The sequence below is a fragment of the Massilia sp. BKSP1R2A-1 genome (genome assembly GCF_050586525.1).
Classification (GTDB): domain Bacteria; phylum Pseudomonadota; class Gammaproteobacteria; order Burkholderiales; family Burkholderiaceae_D; genus Telluria.
In genome coordinates this window covers 1-19,524 of record NZ_JBOBRE010000006.1, presented here as the reverse complement: position 1 = coordinate 19,524, position 19,524 = coordinate 1, and the positions used below count along the sequence as shown (strand labels likewise).

Genomic DNA, 19,524 nt, shown 5'->3' with positions numbered 1-19,524 from the left:
GAAACCCTTGCCGCTTGTTATGTTTCGCTGAGTATCCGACCAACCATTGAGGGAAGGCAGGACATGACCAGCAAAGTTCTCTGGGGCGAAGGCCTGTTACTGCGACCGCAGCACTTCCAGCGGCAAGACCACTACCACGAGCAGTGCCTGTACAAGAGCATCAAGGCGGTCCACCCCTATGCCTGGGGCGTCGAGAACCTGCAGGTGGACAAGGAAGCATTGGGGAGCGGCGTGCTGCGCCTGCTGGGCCTGTCGCTGCGCTTCCAGGACGGCGAGCTGGTCGACGCGCCCGACGTCGACGCCCTGCCCGAGACGGTCGACCTGAGCCTCCTGCCGCCCACCCAGCAGGCGGCCACCTACTACATCGCCCTGCCCGGCATGAAGCCTTTCAGCGGCAATTTCACGCCGCCGGGCCAGGCCTCGAATACGGCGCGCTTCGTGCAGGCCAACCAGGACACGCCCGACCTGTATACCCAGGCGGCGCAGGTGCAGCTGGCCTACCTGAAAAAATCGCTGCGCCTGGTGTCCGAGGCCGAGCCGCGCGATTCCTACGTCCACTTCCCGCTGCTGCGCGTGCGCCGCGCCTCCACCGGCGGCTTCGAGCTGGACGACGCCTTCGTGCCGCCGACCCAGTCGGTAGGCGCCGCGCCCGCCCTGTTCCAGCAGCTGCGCCGCCTGCTCGACGCGCTGCAGGCCAAGGTGGCCGCCCTGTACGGGCACCAGCGCGAGCCGAGCCGCAATGTGGTGGAGTTCCGCTCCGGCGACATGGCGTCGTTCTGGCTGCTGCACACGGCCAGCTCGGCCTGTGCGACCCTGACGCACAACTTCCAGCATCCCGCCCTGCATCCGGAACGGCTGTTCCAGCAACTGCTCGACGTCGCGGGCGGCCTGATGACGTTTTCGAAAAGCTGGCAATTGGGCGACCTGCCGGCCTACCAGCATGGCGACCCCGGTCCCTGCTTCACCAAGCTGCATGCCATCATCCGCGAACTGCTCGACACGGTGATCTCGTCGAAATACTTCGCCATCGCCCTGTCGGAGGTGCGGCCCTCCTACCACATCGGGGCGCTGGACTCCGGCAAGATCGACGAGAAGACCACCTTCTACATCGCGGTGTCGGCCGCGATCCCCGCGGTGGAACTGGTCGACGTGGTGCCGCTGCGCTTCAAGGTGGGCGCGCCGGACGACGTCGAGAAATTCGTGCTCTCGGCCCTGCCGGGGGTGAGGCTGCAGTACGCGCCGCAACTGCCGGCGGCGGTGCCGGTGCGGCCCGAGACCTGCTACTTCGTGCTGGAAGCGAAGGGGCCGATGTATGAACGCATGCTCAAGGCGCAATCGATCTCGATCTATGTCCCGGCTGGCATGAAGGAATTGCGGCTGGAACTGCTGGCCGTCGCCGCATGAAGGCGGCGCCGGACTTCGCGGCCCTGGGCGACGCCCTCGGCCTGTTCGGCACGGGACTGAGCCAGCATGCCCGCCTGATCGCCCTGAGGAGCAAGCAGGACAGCGGCCTGCCGGAAGCGCTCGCGGTGGAGGGCTTTACCGGGCATGAAGAGATCAACGCGCTGTTCCTGTTCGAGATCGATGCGCTGTCCACCTCCACCGGCCTGGACCTGGCGCTGTTCATCGGCGAAGAGCTGACCCTCGGCCTGCTCCAGCCGGACGGCAGCCGGCGCAGCTGGCATGGGCTGTGTACCGCCGCGTCCTGGCTGGGCGCGGATGGCGGCGTGGCGCGCTACCGGCTGCGGCTGGAGCCGGCCCTGGCCATGCTGGCGCTGCGGCGCGACAGCTACATCTTCCAGGACAAGAACGTTCGCGACATTGCCTGTGAATTACTGGCGGATTATCCACAAATGCGGTTTGCGTTTGATGTAGCGCAGGAGCTGCAGCCACGCGCGGTCTGCACCCAGTACCGCGAAAGTGACCTGGCTTTCTTCATGCGCCTGCTGGCCTCGGAAGGCTTGAACTGGCGCCTCGAGCACGAGCAGCCAGAGATGGGAGAACACGGCGGGCACCGGCTGGTGATCTTCGACAGCCGGGCGGCGGCGCCCTCGACGCCTTGCGGAGACGTGCTCCGCTTTCATGGCATGCGGGCGACCGAAGAGGACGATGCGATCGACGGGTTCCGGGCGCGGCGCAGCGTGCAGGGCAATAGCGTGGCGATCAGTAGTTGGGATCCCGCGCAATTGATGGCGCCAGGGGCCGAGCACGCCACCGGCTTGAATGCCGGCGAGCTGCCTCGCATGGCGGTGTACGACGGCAGCGGGGAACGGATTTTCTCGGAACAAGGGGCCGCGGATGCGCACAGCGAGCTGATGCTGCAGGCGCATACGGGTGAATTGGAAATGCTGGCGGACAAGGAGATCACGGTGATCTCGGTGAATGACTGCATCGAGATCGAGGCAAAGGAAAAGATCGTACTGCAGGCGGGGGAGTCGTCGATCACGCTGGAGGGTGGTGATCGAATCTTCCCAACAGAGCGACACCGGCGGCAAAGGCATCGCGCGAATGGGTGACAAAGTCACCTGTCCCATGCATGGCCCCAATCCCATCATCGGCGGCGACTCGACGCCGATCGTGGATGGCAAGCCCGCCGCGCGCCATGGCGACAAGACGGCCTGCGGCGCCACCCTCATCGCAGGTCAACAAGCAAGCTTCGACAATCTCCGAGTGCCCATCATGACAACTGCTACAACAACACCGACACGCCAGGCTGTCGAATGGTTCAAGTATGGCGCCGTGATCCTGACGACCTTTCTCGTCTGCTGGACCTGCATGCTCTGGTATTGGCACAAAACGCAACGTGACCCGGGAACGGGCGAGCTGGCATTGACCCTCGTTGCCTTGCCCCTGGCTCTGCTGTTGGGGTTCTGGAAGACGAGCAAGGCGGTCGCGGCCAAGGATGCGGCGGTCATGGCCGGTGGCGCCAAACCGGCAATGGCGTCGGCGGCTACGGCGGCAGCCCTTGAGACCGCCTCGTCCTCGCCCGTGCTCGCCATCGTCGCGACGGCGCTGCGTTCTCCCCATGGAAGCTCCGCTGATGAACTCGCCAGCGCCATCGCCGACAATGAGGCCCGCGCCGACCTGGACAAGGAACTGTTCGACGACAATGGTTTTCCCGTCATGACCGCGCGCAGCGATGAAGCGCTCGATGAAGCCTTGCAGGACGAGATCATGGAATGGCTGTCCGCCCAGGGAATGCCCCAGCTACGCTTCAGCGAAGAGCAATGGCGCTCCCTGACCCTGGCGACGGGCGTGGCGAGCGAACTGGGCAGTCGTGCAGGCGAACTGATCCCTGCCGAGGGAACGCCACCCTTGCTTCAGTTGCGCCTGCTTCTGCCGCAGGAATGGCCGGCCGATGTGCACCGCGCGGCGACGATGTGGCTCAAGCATGCCGTCAGCCAGTACGGCTGGCCTGTGGATAAGATCGGGGTCCCGGAAGTAGCGGACCAGGTGCAAGCGCTGACGCCAGCCGCAATGCTCACGCAACTGATGCCTTCGGCTACCAAACCGGGTTCCATGATCGCCATCGTCATCGCCTGCGCGTCCCTGATTGGACAAGAAAGCGTGGACCGCCTGGCTGCGAGCGAATTGCTGTTCACCTCGTCGTCCCAGGCACGGGGGCAGATCCCGGGCGAGGGTGCGGCAGGCTTGTTGCTGACAGACGTAGAACAGGCGCGGCAGTACGGGCTTGGCGACAATGCCTTGCTGGGTCCCATCGGTGAAAAACGCCGCGATGACTCTGCCGACGAAGCACGACGCGTCGAGGCGACGGTGTTGCTGGAATTGAGCGAGCAAATCGCCAAAGCAGGCGGCATCGAACTGGCGCAGATCGATATGGTGGTGGCCGACACCGCGCACCGCTCGAACCGGGTGCTCGAATTGATGTCCCTGGCGGCTCCGACCATTCCCCAGCTCGACGCGGCCGATGACGTGATCCGTATCGGCCTGGGCAGTGGGAGCTGCGGCGCCGTGCCCTTCGTGACGGTGCTTGCACTGGCGCAGCACTACGCACGCAAACGCAATGTGCCCGTCCTATGCATCAGCAACGAGGATCCCTGGCTGCGCGCCGCCGCCCTGATCTACCCGATGGCGTGAACCTCAGGCGTCGAGCGCGCTGACCACCAGCTTGCGCTTGCCGTTCGGCGCCAGCGGAATGTCGTGCTCTTCCTGCAGGGAGATGTCGAAGAAGCCGCCCCAGCGGCGTTGCTGGGCGTCGAGCACGAAGGCCTTCTGCTCGTCGTTGAGGCTGCCGTGGCGCGGCACCACGGCCAGGGTGATCTCGCCGGCCCTGTTCTGGCGCACCTGGTACAGTCGCACGAAATCCCAGGTCACTTCGTCGATGACGATCGACAGGCCCGGAATGCGCTTGCCGCTGCGGTCGACCAGATACTCGTGGCCGCGGCCATCGATGCCCGCGCAGCGACCGCTTGCGTCGATCAGTCCGTAGTCATTGGTGCGATAACGGATCAGGGGCATCACGTCATTCCACAGCGAGGTACCGACGATCTCGGGACGGTCGCCATCCATGCGGTTCTCGTTCCAGCCATACAGGGCGTCGAACTGGTAGTCCGATGTGCCTGTATCGTCGACCTTGAGGAAGGCCAGGTTCGTCCGTTCCGACAAACCATAGTTCAGCGATACAGGCGCACGGAAGAGGCGTCGGATCGCGGCCAGCTGGCTCGGCGTTGCCGGTTCCGAAGCCAGCAGCACCGCCTTGACCTGCACGTCGAGTTCGCCGGCCTGGAGAAGTTCGGACAGCGCCGTTGCGGAACTCGGGTAGGCGTGCACGAACTCGGGGCGGAAGCGGTTGATGGCGTCGACGATCGCTGCCTTGTGCTGCTCATGCACGTGATAGGGCGAGAGCATCAGGCGGTTGCCGACCACCCGTGCCGGCTCCTCGTGCGCCAGGCGGCGCGCGTCGGCGCCGATGCGCAGGATGCGCGACTTGTCGAAGGAGAAGCCGAGCTTGCCCCATTCATGGGTGAAGAAGGCTTTTTCGATATCGGCCAGGCGCTTGGTGCGCCACAGGCCGATGCCCTGGCCGGAAGAACCGCCGCTGGTGGCGTACATCAGTTTCTCGGGATCGAGCCGGCTGTCGAGGAAGTCGCGCTGTTGCGACATCACTTCTTCCTTGGAGAGATAAGGAAAAGCGGCGAAGACCTCGTGCAGTGGCTCGTTGGCCGCCTCGGCGCTGCTGAGCTTTACGCTGCGCTGGTAGAAGGGCACATGATCGAGCGCATGCACGAGGATGTGGCGCAGGCGCGCGTTCGCATGTTCGGCGATGGCCGCCTTGTCCCCTTTCAGGAGCTCGCAGACGCGGAAGAAATCCGGGTGGTAGAGCACCCGGCTCGGGATGTATCGGCGCCAGGTGTAATAGGGCTTGGCGAGAAGGTCGTGCAGGCTCACATCGTCACCCGTTCAGAATGCGTTTGAATCCTTCCGGGCTGACACCTCCCAGTCCCAGCGCTTCCAGCGTGCGTGCCTCCGCGGTGAAGTCGCGGTCGAGCAGGGCACCGGCGATGCAGATCAGCGCGTCCGCCGTCGGCGTCGGCACGCCCATCAGGCGGCCGACCGAAGACAGCAGCGCCAGGCCCATCGGCACGTCTTCCGTGATGAAGCGCGTCTGCAGCGTGGCCGGCCCTTTCGGGCCGCCTTCTTGCGCATAGCGGCGGAACACGGAGATCGACTCCTGCGACAGGTCTTCCTCGTTGCGGAACTTGCACTCGTCAAAATAGGGCGAGGGCTTGCCGCCGGTGGCCGCGATGACGGCGTTCTTTTCCGCGTCGAGCTTGTACAGCAGGTTCAGCACGCAGGGCGTGAAGGCTTCGCGGTACATCCAGAATTCGCCCTGGGCGTACTCGATGCGGCTGGCCGACAGCAGCGAGCCGACGGTGTGCACAATCAGGTTCGGGTTGTGCATGGCCGACTCGAGCACGTTGCTGCGGATCGCGACATAGGTCGGGAACAGGCGGGCGGCGCGCTCCAGGCCTTCGGCGGCGCGCTCGCGCGGCAGGAAGGCCAGGGCGTTGCGGGTATTCTTGAACAGGACGTTGACGACGCCCGGCTCGGTGATGCGCGCGTCGTAGGGCAGGCTCTCGCCTTCCGCGAGTAGGAAAGGCTCCTTCTCCTGGTGGGGCAGGAAGTAGCAGGAGCCCATGTAGCCCGGCGCCATCAGCACCAGCTGGTGCGCCTTCAGGTAGGGGCCGATCAGGGCCGCGATCTCGGCATGGCATTGTGTCTGGGTGGTGATGATGATCGCGTCAGGGGTTTCCGCAAAGGCTTCCTCGACGTCGCGCGTGGCCAGGGCCAGCGTGGCGGTGCTGGTCTCGCCGCCCTTGGGATTGCTGACAATCTTGATGGTGCGCGTTTCGCGAACGTGATCGAAATTTTCGTCATGCAGGGAGCGGGAGGTCTTGAGCAGGACCACCCGGTGTCCGTCCTGCGCGAGGATCGCGCCAAGCGCACACCCGGCGTTGCCTGCACCAACCATTAACACATTCATGCGTCCTCCAGTAGACAGCCAGGGGCACGACGCGGCGAGCGTCAGTGACAGGTCCGCTCACTCAAGGGCGGTGGCTCGTTTGTCGGTCGACATGGGAGGACGGGTGGGACGCCTGAACGTCACACCAGAGAGAATTCCTGTCGCTACCCACGCGAGAAAATGCTAGACGGGCAAGCTTTTGGCCTGCTTATCGATGAAATTAAGATAAGTTTGTTTGATGGGGAAGTCAACCGAATTCCCAATTGAACGCGGCAGTACGATAAGCAAAGATAAGGCCGTGATGCAGGCTTTTACTCGATTTTAGTTGCCTGATGTAATCAGACGAGATGCGCGAAATTTGCCTTGGATCAGCCTTTTCGAACCCATTTAAGAGTGAGAAGGGATGATGTGCACTAGGCTGGGGGAAATTGATGAGTTGCCAGAGAATTGCTGAGCAGCAGCTTTGGCCACCAGTGGGCCGGAGACGAGCAAAAAGTGGCAGGAAAGCCGATGCGTCCGGCGAACGAAGCTCTCGTGTGGATAACCAATAAAGTTTGATAGTGTTATACTATAAAAATCAAAGACTTAGTGTTCTAACTAACGCAGCCTAACAAAAATATAGTTTGATAGTAAAGCCGTCTCAACATTTGCCCAACAGTTTTTTGCGCTAATAAAGTTTGATAGTACTGGGCAACCCATTCCTGAACGCATGAGCTAAGTCGAATATTTTTCAAATTAGCCCTTAGCAAGAACCTGTAAGAGGCTTTGCCCATCAAGGATACTGGAGCTGCCGCCGGTTCTACACCCTGCATAACGTCTTCTGTGTCCAAAAATGGCGGCGCCCCTCCCCCCGCCTGAGGCGGCCTACTATTTGGTGCTGAAGGCTGATAGACGTGAGTACGCCTGTCAATATGCTTGTAGTGTGCAAGTACTCGTGAACATTGTGCGCTTCGGCTGACCGGTGATGGAAGCCACACTCTCCCACATGAGCCACATCAACGCCTTGCCGGACTGCGTCAAGAAGCTGTCAAGCAGGTCACGGCGCAGATAGCTGAAAGAGCCATCGATTTGCCAGCAGTCTTCGATGTCTAAACTGCTTTTATGGAGCCGCGGTATCACACGCTGGAAGCGTTCATGACCAGGGATCGTGGATTCAAGCACGGAAGGATGGTGCAAATCGTCGCCAGCGCGGACTGACCTTAGCTTACAACGGGAGTGGGGGCGACGCTATCTTCCCAGTGGACAGCCCGTAAAAAATCGTCGCGCTTCAGTACGCAAAGAGCGAACTCACCGCGCTGGAATGGCCCTCCTAGGCGCGCAGCTACGCTAGGGCCAGCAAGGTAGAAGATGTGAGAGCCCGCATGGAAGAAGACGTGCGCGGTAGCGCGCTTCCATTTTTCTATGAATTGCTTATTCGGCCCCATCCAGTGCATAACGGCGAATTCCTTGCCGTCTAGGTTGACGACGCGTGAACTGAAGTCTAGCGACATGCCGAAATATGTCCTCAGAAACGAGCTTTCGTCGTGGATATGGACAAGCCAAAACATTCGATGCTCACTTCGATAAAAGGCCTCACGCGCGTTTCGCTCATCCTCGTTGATTGAAGAGTGTTGCAGTTCAAGAACGGTCGCCCGTGAGGTACCGCTACCGACCAGGATGTCAGCGCGGTGCAGTTCTCCCGTTGCTTTGTCTCGTAGAGCTATCTCGCGGCAAGACATGTCGAAGAGCTCTTTCCAACCCAAATGCCAAGGGCCCTCAGGTTCGCTCCAGGGATCGCAGTCGCCTGCCTTATGCCGCCAGTGGGGCGTATTCTCAACAGGCATCACCGCAGTGAGCAAACTGCCGCAGTCGCGGCAGGTCGTCCGCTCTCCCTTTACGGTGGGCGCACGCTTCTGATCGCCGACCCATGCATAGAGCATCTACAGCTTCCCTATGGGCGTTGGTAACTGATCCGCGCAGGCCTTAATTGTGCACATGCTAAAGGCGGCCATGGTGAGGGACGGAGGATTAGGCAGGAAAAGGTACTTCGTCGGCTCTCCCCTGGACGCGCTGATCTTTGATGAGCGCGCGGGTTTGCTTTGCGGTTACAGGCGATTTGGTCTTTGAGTCTTCATAAAGGTCACCGTAGGCCAAGACCTTGGCGGTGGTATAGGGCTTCCTGTTCGGGCTGTTCTTCGTCATTTGCAAGGCAATAACTTCCGGATCAACACCTTCTTCAAGCATGCGGCCGACCCGTTCAACAGCGGCGCCCGCTCTCGACGCTGGGCTTGAGACTTTTTCAATGAGATCGACGCTGCCATCAACGATAGCATTCTTGATATTGGAGGATTTAGACATGTTGAGACCCTTTCACACGCCATTAACTGGGCGCTCGATGTTTGAGTTATGTGGACGAAGATTTCTTGATCTGCGCCACCCGAGATTGAGAAATACCGATGCGCCTTGCTACTTCCATCTGTGTGAGTCCTTGATCGAGCAAAGACAGGACAGAGTTGTTTCGCTCATCGATCGTGTGTGGCGCAGCCAATCGAGTGTTCTGACTCCGCCCCCCTGCTATCCATTCGTTATGCTGGATTTGCCCATCATGGTGATGCACATCGGCGAACACCATTCCGGTTCGATTGTCAACTTGAAGCGAAAATCGAGCGACGTCTGGGTTGCTCGTAAGCTGCCGCGTTAGCTCACCAAGCTGCTGATGAATCTCGTCGACCCGCAACACCGGACGCGGCACAGGCTTCATAGGTCTTGCCATGTTGTATTTGAAATAATTTTGTTTATAATATTAATTATATTAGAAACGGGGGGCGTGTCAACGGTCAGACGCTGCTAGGCGAATGCGAAGGAGGTTGGTTGTTGGGCTGCAAGTTGCCCTGTACAGCAGAGTGGGCCACGCTGCCACTTACGCTGAGGGCAGAGTAGTATGACTCGCAGAATATGATCGCACGGCATTTGTATGTGGCCATGACCCGAGATGGGGCTGGTTATGCTTAATACTAATGTACTGTTGGGATAAGTCGGAGGAGTGGAATGGCAAGGGAAAAAAAGCTCGCAAGCCCGAGCGGCGCGAAAGAAGAGGCTACTGGGAAACTCATGGAAAAGATCGTGGAGGACGTGATCAAGGCGAAGGCAATGCCTTTCGCGCAATGGCACGCCCTCAGCTCCAACCCCTTGGTTCCCCTTGCCATTCCAGCGTCCCAAGATGGGCAATATCCCGTGACCCAAGTCGGAGTAGATGCAGCCCACGAGCTGACACGGCAAACCTGGAAATCGCGCGAAGACTTGCGTCAGACAATTGATCGGCAGGCTTTCACCAGGCTATCGTTCCAGGCTATCGGAGACACGCTTCGCAACTGCCAATCCCGCCTTCCAGAAGTCACGGACGACCAGAACCAGGAAGATGTTGCGGTCGGTGACGATTTTTACGCTGCGCTCGCGGGAGATTACCAAGCGCACCTGCAGCAACTCACCATGAGAGCCAGTCCCGACGTCGATCGGCATATCCCTTGCCATCTGTTTCACGTAGACCAGGCAGTACCGGCGTTCGCCGTGGGGCCGGTGCGGTTCCTGCCCAGAGCAGAATGGCTCGCTTCATTCGTAAAGGATTCGGAGGTTCGTGAGCTTATCCGCCAGGTCGAAAGTCGTGAATTGGACATGGATTCGTTGAGTGTTCGATCGATGGATGCCGGGGCTGGCCGCCATACCTCACACGCGCTGGACGTTCTACGCACGCTGCGCAACTACGGCTGGGTAGCGACAATCCGGATGAAGGAGCATGAACCTGCTCGATCACATTTTAAGGCGTCTGTGGTGGTGGGGCTGGCGATTGACGCAATTGGACTGAGGTTCCAAGTCGAGGATGCACGACGCTTTAGCAAAGCTGGCAGGCAGCATCTTTTTGCAGAGGACAGGCTGGCGACCACACTTGATGGGCGGATCTTGCGTGGATCGAGCGTACAGATGCCTGGGGTTGGTGGTCCGCCGGGCGCGCTCGCAGCCAAGATGGCGGGCGAGCAACCCTTCCTGGATGCTGCCGGGTGCATCTTGCAGCACTACATCGATGGACGACGGAGCGGACATGCGTTGCATCTCGTGGAACGTTGGGCCAATGCACTGTACTGGGTCGGCGAAGCTCGTCGCGAAGCTTCCGATTTTATGGCCGTTGTGAACTATGGCTGTGCCGCCGACGGACTCTCTGGCGCCGGTGGAGCTGCTAAGGACATGACAGCCTTCGCCGAGGCAGCTCTCAAGCCGGTCGATGAGGCCATCCCAGACGATGTGCTCACCGTCGATGCAGCGGTTAACAAAGTCTACCGCGAGGGCCGCAACAAACTCGCTCACGGCGAGATGCCGGGGTTGCTGGAGGATCTTGCGGAGCCGCGAGCAGTCGGCGATGCGCTGCTCTCGGCGCTCTTCGATGTTGTGACCCCGGTGCTGGCTGACCTCCTACAAAACGAGCCGAACCTTCCTAAGCTTGATGAGAAGCGGGCCTACCGTTTGTTTGAGGCGAAACTGGCTGCGAAAAAACAAATGCTCGGCAGATAAACTGATTAGTGGCATGTACGCGGTCTAACTTACTGAAGCTACACCTGAATGAGCAGCTCTCAACGTGGACCGTGAAGTGGTTACTGGTAGGGATCAGCACTCTCCCCTGAGGCGACGACCGGAAAGCCACAAAAGCAGAGACGCCATCACATCGGCAACGGCGGGCCTATAGCAAAATCGGGCTAAACGAAGCACAGCTTGCTCGAAGTTTCGCGGCGCATTCCTCCGTCAAATTATTGCCAGTCCGCATTACCAAACTTTTTGTTCGTTGTCAGACTTTTTTGCTCGCCGAACTAATCAATGCGCGTTCGTCGCGTTGGGAAAAAACTGCTATGAACACTTCCGCTACGCCCACATCTGGCGCCTTGACCCTGCAGCAGCAGATCCTGCGCAGAAAGCTTAACGATGATATAGGCAAGATTCTCAACCGTCGTGCCGACAGCGCGATAGGTAAGTTCGCGCACCAAGTAGCTACTAGCCGGGACTGGACGGTCGAAGAGCAGCCCACAAGTACGCTCCCGTCGGCGTTGCGCGATATGATCACGGTGAGCCAGCGCGATGCCGGCAACGCCTTGCTCGAAGAAACCCGGGTGCTAAACAACCAATATGCCGGTCTGAGCTTCAGGACGGTGGAGGTGATGCTGGCGAACGACCAGGATTTTCTCGACCTGCATCAGCGCGCGCAGGCTTGGGCGACGAATGTTACTCGGCAAATTTGCTTTACGCTGCGCCATCGAGCACGTAGTGATCCTTTCCGAGCATTCTTTAGTGCCTACGACTGCGTTGTCGCGCCAATCGACATGAACATCGTGCACGGCAGCGATCGGCTCTACTCAATGGTGTGGGAAACCGTTGTCGACCTCTTGCCGTACCAGTTGTTTGATGCTCTCCTGCTAACGCCGGGCCACTGTACGCTGTCGCATGGACCCGGCCCTGCACATCAGAGCACTCTCGCTTTCGCGCGTGACATGACCGCCCAGGAGCAGCAGCGTGTCGGAACTATCATCAGCCTGTATGCGGTCGAGCCGGTTGCCTACCTCGACAATGTCGTGCTCACCCCGCTGCTGGCTGCGCTGCGCCAGGACCTCACGACACCGGATCTGGCCGAGCTCCGTCGGACCTATCAGGATATGTTCGCCGATCTGCTCGAAGCCTATCCCTATCTTTTGTCGAGCGACCGCGCACTGCGCTACATGTTCACCATCCCGGGAACCAGCTGCGTGGCTACATTCTCCTTCCTGGCGCCGAACGGTTGCGCCAGGATCGTCTTCTGCGACGATGCAGAAAGCCTGCGCCGCGGCTTGCACACTAACTTTGTCCGAGGCGCTCTTAAAGTAGGTTATGACGGCATCATTACTTGGTGGATGCATCCTTGGCGCGCGCTCGATGCCGTGTTTGGTGCGGAGGGCGCAGTCATACTGTCATGGTGGCTACTCAAGCAGGTGCACCGCCAGTTGGTCCAGGATTTCCTGAGCATCGAACATTACTATTTGCACGGTACCGATGAGCAGGCAGCGCTGCCAGCAGCCGACAATGCCCCGGATGAAACCCTACTCTATGTGGCTTTGGCGAAGACGGCGGAAGCAGCCGCTGATGCAGGCGATGAGACCGGAGAGTCCGTGCAGAAAATCGACGCCGACCGAGCGTCGAACATACTCCCGCAACTGCGTAGGCGTTACTTCTTCAAGTTGCTCGAACGCTGCGGCGTCGAGGTTGCCCAAGGCAAGGGATCGGAGATCAAATTACTACGCAAGTCTAAGCGACCATTTAGGCTCGGCAATCACTATGGGAGTAACCCGACCATCCCCGCTTTCCTCGCTGCTAGCATTCTGAAACGGCTCGACATTACACACCAAGACTGGGTGGAAGCGATCGCAGCCGGCTGAAGGTCCCTTCCGTTAGTCAGGCGTAGTGTCCCTTTAGTCGGGCTAGCAGCGACTACCGCGCTCGGGCCCGTACTGCTCTGGTCCGTCGGTTCTCCATAGCCTTTGCTCTTGAAATGGTTGGCGAGAACGACCAGCCGTCGGCCATCGGGAAGCGCGACATGATATTCGGGGCAGTCGCGGCTGAACACAAGCTCGCCGTCCACCCGATCGTCGACATGGCTACGCATGAAGTCAACTGGTTACTGACCGCGACAGCAAAGGCCCACGTCGATCCCTCGTTCGTCGTTGCCATCCATTACCAGGATGTGCTCGTAACACCACCCGGCGATGGGTTGAAGCACTTGTTCGTTAAATCGCGACAACGAGGGTCTGTGCTCGGCCTCGACCACTAGGACCTGCGCGTCGACGTCCCGGATGACTCTGGCAATGTTGCGGGTCGCCTGTTCGTCGACCGCCTCCATTTGCAGTTCCAGCCACCCAAGCCAATCGTCGCGTCCGTTCGCGACGACCCGCGCCGTCCCGTTTTCCCGTTCCACTAATCGGCCCCGGTTGCGACGCATTCGTACGAACTTCGAGTCGTCCGAGCCGATAAGCCCGAGCACATTCAGCAGCCGTACGATCTCCTCCTTGTCCCGGGCGTCGTACACGCGCTTGGCCAGGATGGCGTTGGCATCCGCGAACGCGTCGAGGATCCGGGCCGCAGTCCCGCCCTCCTCGCCAGCGTCGCGCACGTCCCATTCGGTATCGTCGAACACCTTTGCGCGCTCGAAAAGATTCTCAACGTTGTAAGAGCAGAGTCTAAGCATTTTTCCTCTCCTCCCGCTCGCTTCGGCAGGGCGGACAAACATCACGAGGCGTGTGGATGTCCACCTTTGACCATCTTGGCGTGCCTCAATTTCCGGGCGCGTGACTCTTCCATCGCAACACTGCGTTGGACAGCTGCATCGGATCGATATTCCGCGCACCGATCGCATTAAGTTTTGTGATGACAGCCTCGACAGGTGGCGCGTTCGTGCTGATTACCTTCACAGCCTCCTCCGGGCTGTCGACTGTACGGACGTATTGATCGAACTCAACCTGTGTCATGTTCTTGCTGGCTACGAAAAGCTGCCTCAGCAAATCCAAAACGGGCAGATGAACCTTGTCGTCGGGCGTTTCCGGCATCGTCCAGAACGCGCTGTCATAGAAGAGCATAGAGGTGATCGGTTGGTTCCCGCCCATGTTGCGGTAATAAACCTGCGCTGCGTCCTGGAAGACCTCCTGCAGCGTGCCCGCGCGGCCCTCGGAGAAGATGATTCCACACGACGCGAGCGCGAGCAGGACGTCCTCCCGAATACTATTGAGGAAATACTTGGCCACATGTGTCGCTAGCGGCGTGAGCGGCTCATGGCCGTAATGCCAGGTCGGAACGGCTAGGCTGCGGTTGAGTGGTGTCAGCCTGTCCTTGAATTCGTTCGCGATCTCCCACGCCGGCAGCATCCAGTCATATAGTTCGCTGGCGTATTCCTCGTTCAGGGACCACTTCCCGTCCATCCCCACCAGGACCCGGCCCATATTCTCCGGCAGCTTCGCGAAGCTTCCCGCCGCCATCCTATCAATTGCTTCAGTTAGGGCCTGCTCACCCCGTCCCGCGTACAACGCGCCCAGATGTGACGCCTCCATGCAGCCCGGTCCGCCGCCGCTCGCCACCACGAAACCCGACTCGGAAAACAGCTGCGCCATGCGGGCCACTGCGCGGTATGTCGCGCTACCGCGTGGCTCCCTGTGGCCACCCATGATGGCGATGGGTCGGCGGCCAGCGCGCATCTCCTCCTCGAGGTAGGCGTTCATCCCGCGCACGATCGATACGTCGTGGAGTCCCTGCACCATGGCCGCGAAAGGATCCGAGATCGTCGTACGCCCTTGTTGCTGGAAGTAGATGTAACTCTTGTAATCGAGCGTCTCGGTGACACTATGGGGATTCTTCGGGTCGAAGCCCCGCAACAGTTCGAAGGGCGCGTAGACGCCACCAGGAATCGGGTTGAAGGGCGGATGCTTGATTAGGTCGATCGGTGTTGCCATCGTGGTCTCCTGTTTAGCCGCTTGGTTGGTGTTTCAACTTTTACACCGTCATTGAGCGATGACGACTACGGTGATCGCGTCAATAAACAATCCATCGTCGAGAATGTCGAGATCCTAGAGGGTTCGAGTGTCCAGTCCAGACCACCAATTAGTCCGAAAGCGACGTTGGGAACTCGTCCACCGAGGAGCTACCATCGCCGAACTGTGCGGCGTGAGGCTGGCTCTAATCCTCCCTTCAATATCCGCCCTCGCGTAGCAATTTCCTGAACACGGTGGCGATCTCGCCACGCCCCCCCGCCTCGGCCTTCTCGGCCTCCAGCGGGACTCTAGCGATCACCGCTTTCGCACGCTCGAGTTGGCGTTGATACTCATCGGCGTCTATCGGATCGGCTGGAGGGAGGTCGGCCGTCGAGGCCACGAGAAAAGCGTGCTCGACTAACGACACGTTCAATGTGTCCGCAGGGACTTTGAGCAAATTCCAAGGGATGATCTTCCCTTCTTGTTCAAGCAGTTCGCATAGTCGCGCGACATCACGCGCGATTGCTTTTCCAATCTCCGAATCCTTGATGGCAGTGTCAGTCGCCAGAACATGCTCCAACTGTGAAAACTCCCCCCGCGGTTCATGGCGGATACCGTAGTGCTCACGCGGAATGTGATGCACGACGAAGTTGGCCGCGCGTTCGATCCATTCGAGCGGGGCTTCCGGATTGCCCAGGTGATGCGAGGAAAGCCGATGGGCGTCCATGGCGTTTTGCTTGCCGTGCCTCGCATCGCCCCACTTGAACATCGAGGCCGAGAGGTGCGGATTGAAAAAGCCGACGTTGACCCAGGCGCCATCGTCCAAAGAACTGACATAGTCGATGTACCATTGATCGGCGCTCCCAAGCCGGCCTTTCAAGTGCTTGCCGAGCACGACTTCGTCGAGGTCATGGCGATCCACCGTTGGACGTGGATGGCCAAGCGCGTCGAGAACGGTCGCGAGGTCCCGGGCATGCGACCACGACAGGATCATTCCACGGCGCCATTCGTAACGGTCCAGCGGCGGGGTATCGGCCAGCCCGCGCTGGGCCAGCAGCTCAGCCGAGCGCATAACCGAGTCCATGCGCGCCAACACGTGCGCCGGTACCCTGGCCTCTATACGTCGGTCGAATTCCTCGATCGGCACGCTGTCCGGCTCGTCGTCGGTGTCAAAGATGCGCGGCCGATGCGCCGCGAGCGAGGTTCCGTCGATGGCGGGATCACAATTGCGTGCGATCCTTAGCACATTTTTCCCATCCGTTCCTTCGTAGTACCCGCGCAGCCCAGGGCTCATCTTAAAATCTCCATGATTTCGGTAATGTCATCGCGCCCCATCGCCTCGCGCAGGCGCTCCTCGACGGTTGCACCAGGGAGGGCTCCCCCGAATCGGCGAGCTCTAATCGCCCCCAGCTCAAGGATCGCGGAACGTCCCTGCCCGGCGATGATCTGTCGTTGCGCCTGCGCAAGCACCGGATGCAGGTCGTACCCCCGCGCCCTATGTTCCAGCATGGCGGCCAGATACTCGTGACTCTCGACTTCTACGAGTATCCTCTCGATCGATCCGTCGACGGGTTGTTCGATCGATAACGCGGAAAAGAGTTGGGTCCTCAACGCCTCGCATTCCTCGGGCAGGATGCTTTCGTAGTGAAGGCGATCAAGCATCGCCAGCATGTCCGCTCCTCGCCCCCTCGCCGATCTCGCGGCCGTGTCCCTTGTCTTTAGAACCTCGAGAATCGCCGCGGGCTTGAGTTCACCCATGACATACTTCCCGTTCGCGTCGCGTTTCCGATAGTGGAGGCTTGTGCCGATACCAACACCGTCCACGCCCGAATAGACGCACGCGGGCATGTGCCGCTCGTCCATGCCCGCCGACACGTAGGTTTCCAGTCCCTGTTCATGGGCGAGATGAATCAGTTCCAGCCACTGCGCGTTCGTGAAAGTCGTGATGACCGGTTCGCTAGTCGCGAGGTTGGAGGCGCCATCCCATGTCACCTTCTCGAATCCGCCAGCCACGGTGATTTCGATGGCGAGCCGTGCAATCTCCCACTTGGTGTTGACCCAGTGTGGGGTTCCCGTTCCACGATCGTCCAGCAATGGCACATTCAGGTTGAATGCCGCGGAAAGAAATTGCCGGGAGCGGTCGCGCAGCACATTACCCGCGATCGCTTCCATGAAGCGGACAAGCTGGGTGACGGACATTCGCTCTATCGCGACCTTACAATCGGCGATACCATGACTAAACATGACGGTGCACGCGCTGGCGGTCATATGCGCTGCCTTGAGCAGATCCTCCTCGAATTCGCGGGCCATCACAACCTTGGTCGCCGGATCCGGCGAAGCACCGTTCTCGAACGGTGGACGCCCGATATAGGCGGTACAGGGGGCCGCAGTGCCTACTTGCAGGCGAACACGGGCGGCGTTCAACGGCGCGGGCAACCGATACGCCTCGACGATCTCGCGATCGGTCTGTTTGCCGCGGTCGATATGCTCGACATGAACCACGGTGCCGGCTAGCAGTCGCGAGTCGAGACAGGTCACCAGATTGTGTCCCTCGCCGGGATCCGCGAGCGAGAGACTGGTTTGATAGCGACGGAATCCGGAGATGCCGATGCCGATATAGGCCGGGGGAGGCGCCGCGCCGGCCTCCAACGCCTGAAACGCGGCCGCCCTGACAAACTGCTCCGTACCCGAGAGTTTTCGGCCCGCGAGACGGGCCTTGTCAATCATCTGGCATACCGCGGCCAAAAACGCCTGGTCAATCCTCGATCTCGCGAGCGAGTCGGAAATCGTAGTAGCTGAAGAGGCCACGGGATCGGGTGTGCCACCAATGCCGAACACGATACCTTGGTCGTCCCCCGTAATGGTCACGGGTAGGGGCGATTGTGACGAGGGCGGCTGTTCAAAAAGATCGATGATTTCGCCGATCAGCGATCGCATCTCCTGCCCGCTGCGGGCGGTGGCCGCGTTGCGGGCAAGTATGTGCGCCTGACGCGCCCTGTTGCTCATTTGCGGAAACGCGGCAACGGTCGAATCCACGAGCGTCTCAAATTCCAACAACGCGTCGTTTATCGAGCGCCTGCGAATCAGCCGCGCCTGCTCGCGCGACACGAAATCGGCGGATTGAGCGAGCTCGACGGCTTGCTTTTCCTCCATCAGGAGGCGGCGGATCTCGCCGATTACGAGAAACCGAAGATCGCCCAATGGCACCCGGCGCGAGGAGTGGGAAACGGTATCTGACATTAGGTGCCCTCCTTGAAGGCAAACGATGAAATCACCATTGGCATGCCGACGACGTCCATTTCCGGACAAAACCCTTCGGCGGCGCTGGCGATATCCATCACCGCCCCAATACCCTTTTCCTCAAGCCGCGCGGCGGACACCGTTGAGGCCTCGATCACCCGCCGCCTATTCTCGGCGCGATCGTCGATAATGGCGACGACCGTGTATGACGGTGTTCCAGGAGCAACCTCGAGATATTCGACCCGCCCGTTTTCCGCCTTACCATAGTGGACACCAGCGCGGATGCCCTGCTCAAGCAATGTGATCGCGGTAGCCTTCGAGGATGCGTCGTACATCGATCCGCCAGGTCCGAAGAAGGCGAAGGGCTCGACCGCTTCCCCTAGCATGCGTCTAATGCTCGCGAGGGATGCTTCGCGAGTGGCGGGATCGCGATTGCTTAGGAAGACCACGCGCGCGCCCGCTTCCGCCACCCGGCCTGCCCACTGGGAGAAACCGGTGGCGGGCAGGTCATCCGCGAGATCACGGTCCCAGTAGCCGTCGCGGAGCCAGGAGTGAACTTTATTGGTGATGAATTCCTCACACCTGGAGACATGATCAGGATCGATCACATGGCCCGTGCGTGCCTGCAGTTGCGCAGTGCAATATACCCCGTACGCCTGAATCGACGTTGAGGTATAGCCGGGCAGCAACGCGGGCTCGGCGTTCCGCCATATCTCATCCAGAGTCCGGGCGAAAGTATCAGGCGCGACATTGGCCATCTTATCGATCTCCCCCGCGTGGGCACGGAGACGATCCAATACTTCCCGCGATTTTTGAGGTGCCAATAATGAGGTCAGGTCCAAATCGACGCATACGACCGGGGCCAGACCAGATAACGGGACTTTCACTACACGGTCAAAAAATTTCTCCCAGACAAGCGATTGCTGGCATATGGAAACCCATGGCATATCGCCCTTTATACTTGCCGCTTGTTCTCGAAATGCAACAATTTTAGAAGTCGGTGTCATCGCGGATCCGATCCAAGCCCAAAGTCGATCTAGCCAAAATTGCAATTTAGTTTATAACGTTCGCGTCTCGATCGGATCTAACTAAGGAGGGAGCGCCGCCAATATAGGCAGCGACCACATTCGATAGTTTCGAGGGGCTTTGTTACGCAAATCGTGCTCGGCCAGCGTAGAACCTGTACGTCTGGTAGGTTGAACGAACGAAACCAGCTCCACAGAAGTACCGCACGACCAACTAGTAAACGTGCAATAAAGCCATCAAGGCACGGCTCGCTGGTCAGCTGGCTTG

General features: G+C 59.9%; 15 protein-coding genes. 5 read left to right on the top strand and 10 right to left on the bottom strand.

What is annotated here, in order from left to right:
• The first annotated feature begins 63 nt into the window (after nt 1–63).
• Genes tssK through ACQ7JA_RS10790 form a run of 3 tightly spaced genes read left to right on the top strand, consistent with a single transcriptional unit; the run spans nt 64 to nt 4,098 of the window.
• Complete coding sequence (gene tssK / locus ACQ7JA_RS10800; protein ID WP_430897451.1) at nt 64–1,404, top strand: type VI secretion system baseplate subunit TssK; 1,341 nt, start codon at nt 64–66, stop codon at nt 1,402–1,404.
• A complete protein-coding gene (vgrG, locus tag ACQ7JA_RS10795; protein ID WP_430897449.1) occupies nt 1,401–2,516 on the top strand; it encodes a type VI secretion system tip protein VgrG in 1,116 nt (371 codons plus the stop codon). The genes tssK and vgrG overlap by 4 nt, the downstream gene beginning before the upstream one ends.
• Nucleotides 2,458–4,098: a PAAR domain-containing protein gene (locus ACQ7JA_RS10790; protein ID WP_430897447.1), complete on the top strand. Its 1,641-nt coding sequence runs from the start codon at nt 2,458–2,460 to the stop codon at nt 4,096–4,098. Before vgrG ends, ACQ7JA_RS10790 begins: the two co-directional genes overlap by 59 nt.
• A gap of 3 nt (nt 4,099–4,101) precedes the next feature.
• Here ACQ7JA_RS10790 and ACQ7JA_RS10785 read toward each other — a convergent pair whose 3' ends face one another.
• From ACQ7JA_RS10785 to ACQ7JA_RS10765, 5 genes are all read right to left on the bottom strand, one after another.
• Entirely contained in the window at nt 4,102–5,409 is a 1,308-nt protein-coding gene (locus tag ACQ7JA_RS10785; RefSeq protein WP_430897445.1) for a hypothetical protein, read from the bottom strand.
• Between the two features lie 4 nt (nt 5,410–5,413).
• Nucleotides 5,414–6,505 (bottom strand): NAD/NADP octopine/nopaline dehydrogenase family protein, encoded by a 1,092-nt coding sequence (locus ACQ7JA_RS10780; protein WP_430897443.1) that lies wholly within the window; start codon nt 6,503–6,505, stop codon nt 5,414–5,416.
• Nucleotides 6,506–7,683: 1,178 nt separating this feature from the next.
• Nucleotides 7,684–8,403, bottom strand: a complete 720-nt coding sequence (locus ACQ7JA_RS10775; RefSeq protein WP_430897441.1) for a competence protein CoiA — start codon at nt 8,401–8,403, stop codon at nt 7,684–7,686.
• A gap of 88 nt (nt 8,404–8,491) precedes the next feature.
• Nucleotides 8,492–8,821, bottom strand: a complete 330-nt coding sequence (locus ACQ7JA_RS10770; protein ID WP_430897439.1) for a hypothetical protein — start codon at nt 8,819–8,821, stop codon at nt 8,492–8,494.
• A 46-nt stretch (nt 8,822–8,867) separates the two neighbouring features.
• Nucleotides 8,868–9,224, bottom strand: a complete 357-nt coding sequence (locus ACQ7JA_RS10765) for a sigma factor-like helix-turn-helix DNA-binding protein (protein WP_430897437.1) — start codon at nt 9,222–9,224, stop codon at nt 8,868–8,870.
• Nucleotides 9,225–9,511: 287 nt separating this feature from the next.
• Between ACQ7JA_RS10765 and ACQ7JA_RS10760 the strand changes: the two genes are divergently transcribed.
• Both ACQ7JA_RS10760 and ACQ7JA_RS10755 read left to right on the top strand, forming a co-directional pair.
• Nucleotides 9,512–11,026 (top strand): hypothetical protein, encoded by a 1,515-nt coding sequence (locus ACQ7JA_RS10760; RefSeq protein ID WP_430897435.1) that lies wholly within the window; start codon nt 9,512–9,514, stop codon nt 11,024–11,026.
• A 332-nt stretch (nt 11,027–11,358) separates the two neighbouring features.
• Nucleotides 11,359–12,912 (top strand): hypothetical protein, encoded by a 1,554-nt coding sequence (locus tag ACQ7JA_RS10755; protein WP_430897433.1) that lies wholly within the window; start codon nt 11,359–11,361, stop codon nt 12,910–12,912.
• 239 nt (nt 12,913–13,151) lie between these two features.
• On the opposite strand, the gene ACQ7JA_RS10750 is transcribed toward ACQ7JA_RS10755, so the two are convergent.
• The 5 genes from ACQ7JA_RS10750 to ACQ7JA_RS10730 all read right to left on the bottom strand — a co-directional run bounded on the left by ACQ7JA_RS10750 (nt 13,152) and on the right by ACQ7JA_RS10730 (nt 19,238).
• Nucleotides 13,152–13,718, bottom strand: a complete 567-nt coding sequence (locus ACQ7JA_RS10750) for a hypothetical protein (RefSeq protein WP_430897431.1) — start codon at nt 13,716–13,718, stop codon at nt 13,152–13,154.
• Between the two features lie 85 nt (nt 13,719–13,803).
• On the bottom strand, nt 13,804–14,973 hold the full coding sequence (locus ACQ7JA_RS10745; RefSeq protein WP_430897429.1) for an LOG family protein: 1,170 nt from the start codon (nt 14,971–14,973) through the stop codon (nt 13,804–13,806).
• A 235-nt stretch (nt 14,974–15,208) separates the two neighbouring features.
• Nucleotides 15,209–16,285, bottom strand: coding sequence for a hypothetical protein (locus ACQ7JA_RS10740; protein ID WP_430897427.1), 1,077 nt, complete (start codon nt 16,283–16,285; stop codon nt 15,209–15,211).
• The gene (locus ACQ7JA_RS10735; protein WP_430897425.1) at nt 16,282–18,231 is read right to left on the bottom strand and encodes a hypothetical protein; all 1,950 of its coding nucleotides are present in this window, start codon (nt 18,229–18,231) and stop codon (nt 16,282–16,284) included. Before ACQ7JA_RS10735 ends, ACQ7JA_RS10740 begins: the two co-directional genes overlap by 4 nt.
• Complete coding sequence (locus tag ACQ7JA_RS10730) at nt 18,231–19,238, bottom strand: hypothetical protein (RefSeq protein ID WP_430897423.1); 1,008 nt, start codon at nt 19,236–19,238, stop codon at nt 18,231–18,233. The genes ACQ7JA_RS10735 and ACQ7JA_RS10730 overlap by 1 nt, the downstream gene beginning before the upstream one ends.
• Nucleotides 19,239–19,524 lie beyond the last annotated feature (286 nt).

Bases quoted from the DNA above. Each gene is read 5' to 3' on its own strand.
- tssK (WP_430897451.1), top strand. From the start codon at position 64: ATGACCAGCAAAGTTCTCTGGGGCGAAGGCCTGTTACTGCGACCGCAG.
- vgrG (WP_430897449.1), top strand. From the start codon at position 1,401: ATGAAGGCGGCGCCGGACTTCGCGGCCCTGGGCGACGCCCTCGGCCTG.
- ACQ7JA_RS10780 (WP_430897443.1), bottom strand. From the start codon at position 6,505: ATGAATGTGTTAATGGTTGGTGCAGGCAACGCCGGGTGTGCGCTTGGC.
- ACQ7JA_RS10775 (WP_430897441.1), bottom strand. From the start codon at position 8,403: ATGCTCTATGCATGGGTCGGCGATCAGAAGCGTGCGCCCACCGTAAAG.
- ACQ7JA_RS10770 (WP_430897439.1), bottom strand. From the start codon at position 8,821: ATGTCTAAATCCTCCAATATCAAGAATGCTATCGTTGATGGCAGCGTC.
- ACQ7JA_RS10765 (WP_430897437.1), bottom strand. From the start codon at position 9,224: ATGAAGCCTGTGCCGCGTCCGGTGTTGCGGGTCGACGAGATTCATCAG.
- ACQ7JA_RS10760 (WP_430897435.1), top strand. From the start codon at position 9,512: ATGGCAAGGGAAAAAAAGCTCGCAAGCCCGAGCGGCGCGAAAGAAGAG.
- ACQ7JA_RS10755 (WP_430897433.1), top strand. From the start codon at position 11,359: ATGAACACTTCCGCTACGCCCACATCTGGCGCCTTGACCCTGCAGCAG.
- ACQ7JA_RS10750 (WP_430897431.1), bottom strand. From the start codon at position 13,718: ATGCTTAGACTCTGCTCTTACAACGTTGAGAATCTTTTCGAGCGCGCA.
- ACQ7JA_RS10745 (WP_430897429.1), bottom strand. From the start codon at position 14,973: ATGGCAACACCGATCGACCTAATCAAGCATCCGCCCTTCAACCCGATT.
- ACQ7JA_RS10740 (WP_430897427.1), bottom strand. From the start codon at position 16,285: ATGAGCCCTGGGCTGCGCGGGTACTACGAAGGAACGGATGGGAAAAAT.
- ACQ7JA_RS10735 (WP_430897425.1), bottom strand. From the start codon at position 18,231: ATGTCAGATACCGTTTCCCACTCCTCGCGCCGGGTGCCATTGGGCGAT.
- ACQ7JA_RS10730 (WP_430897423.1), bottom strand. From the start codon at position 19,238: ATGACACCGACTTCTAAAATTGTTGCATTTCGAGAACAAGCGGCAAGT.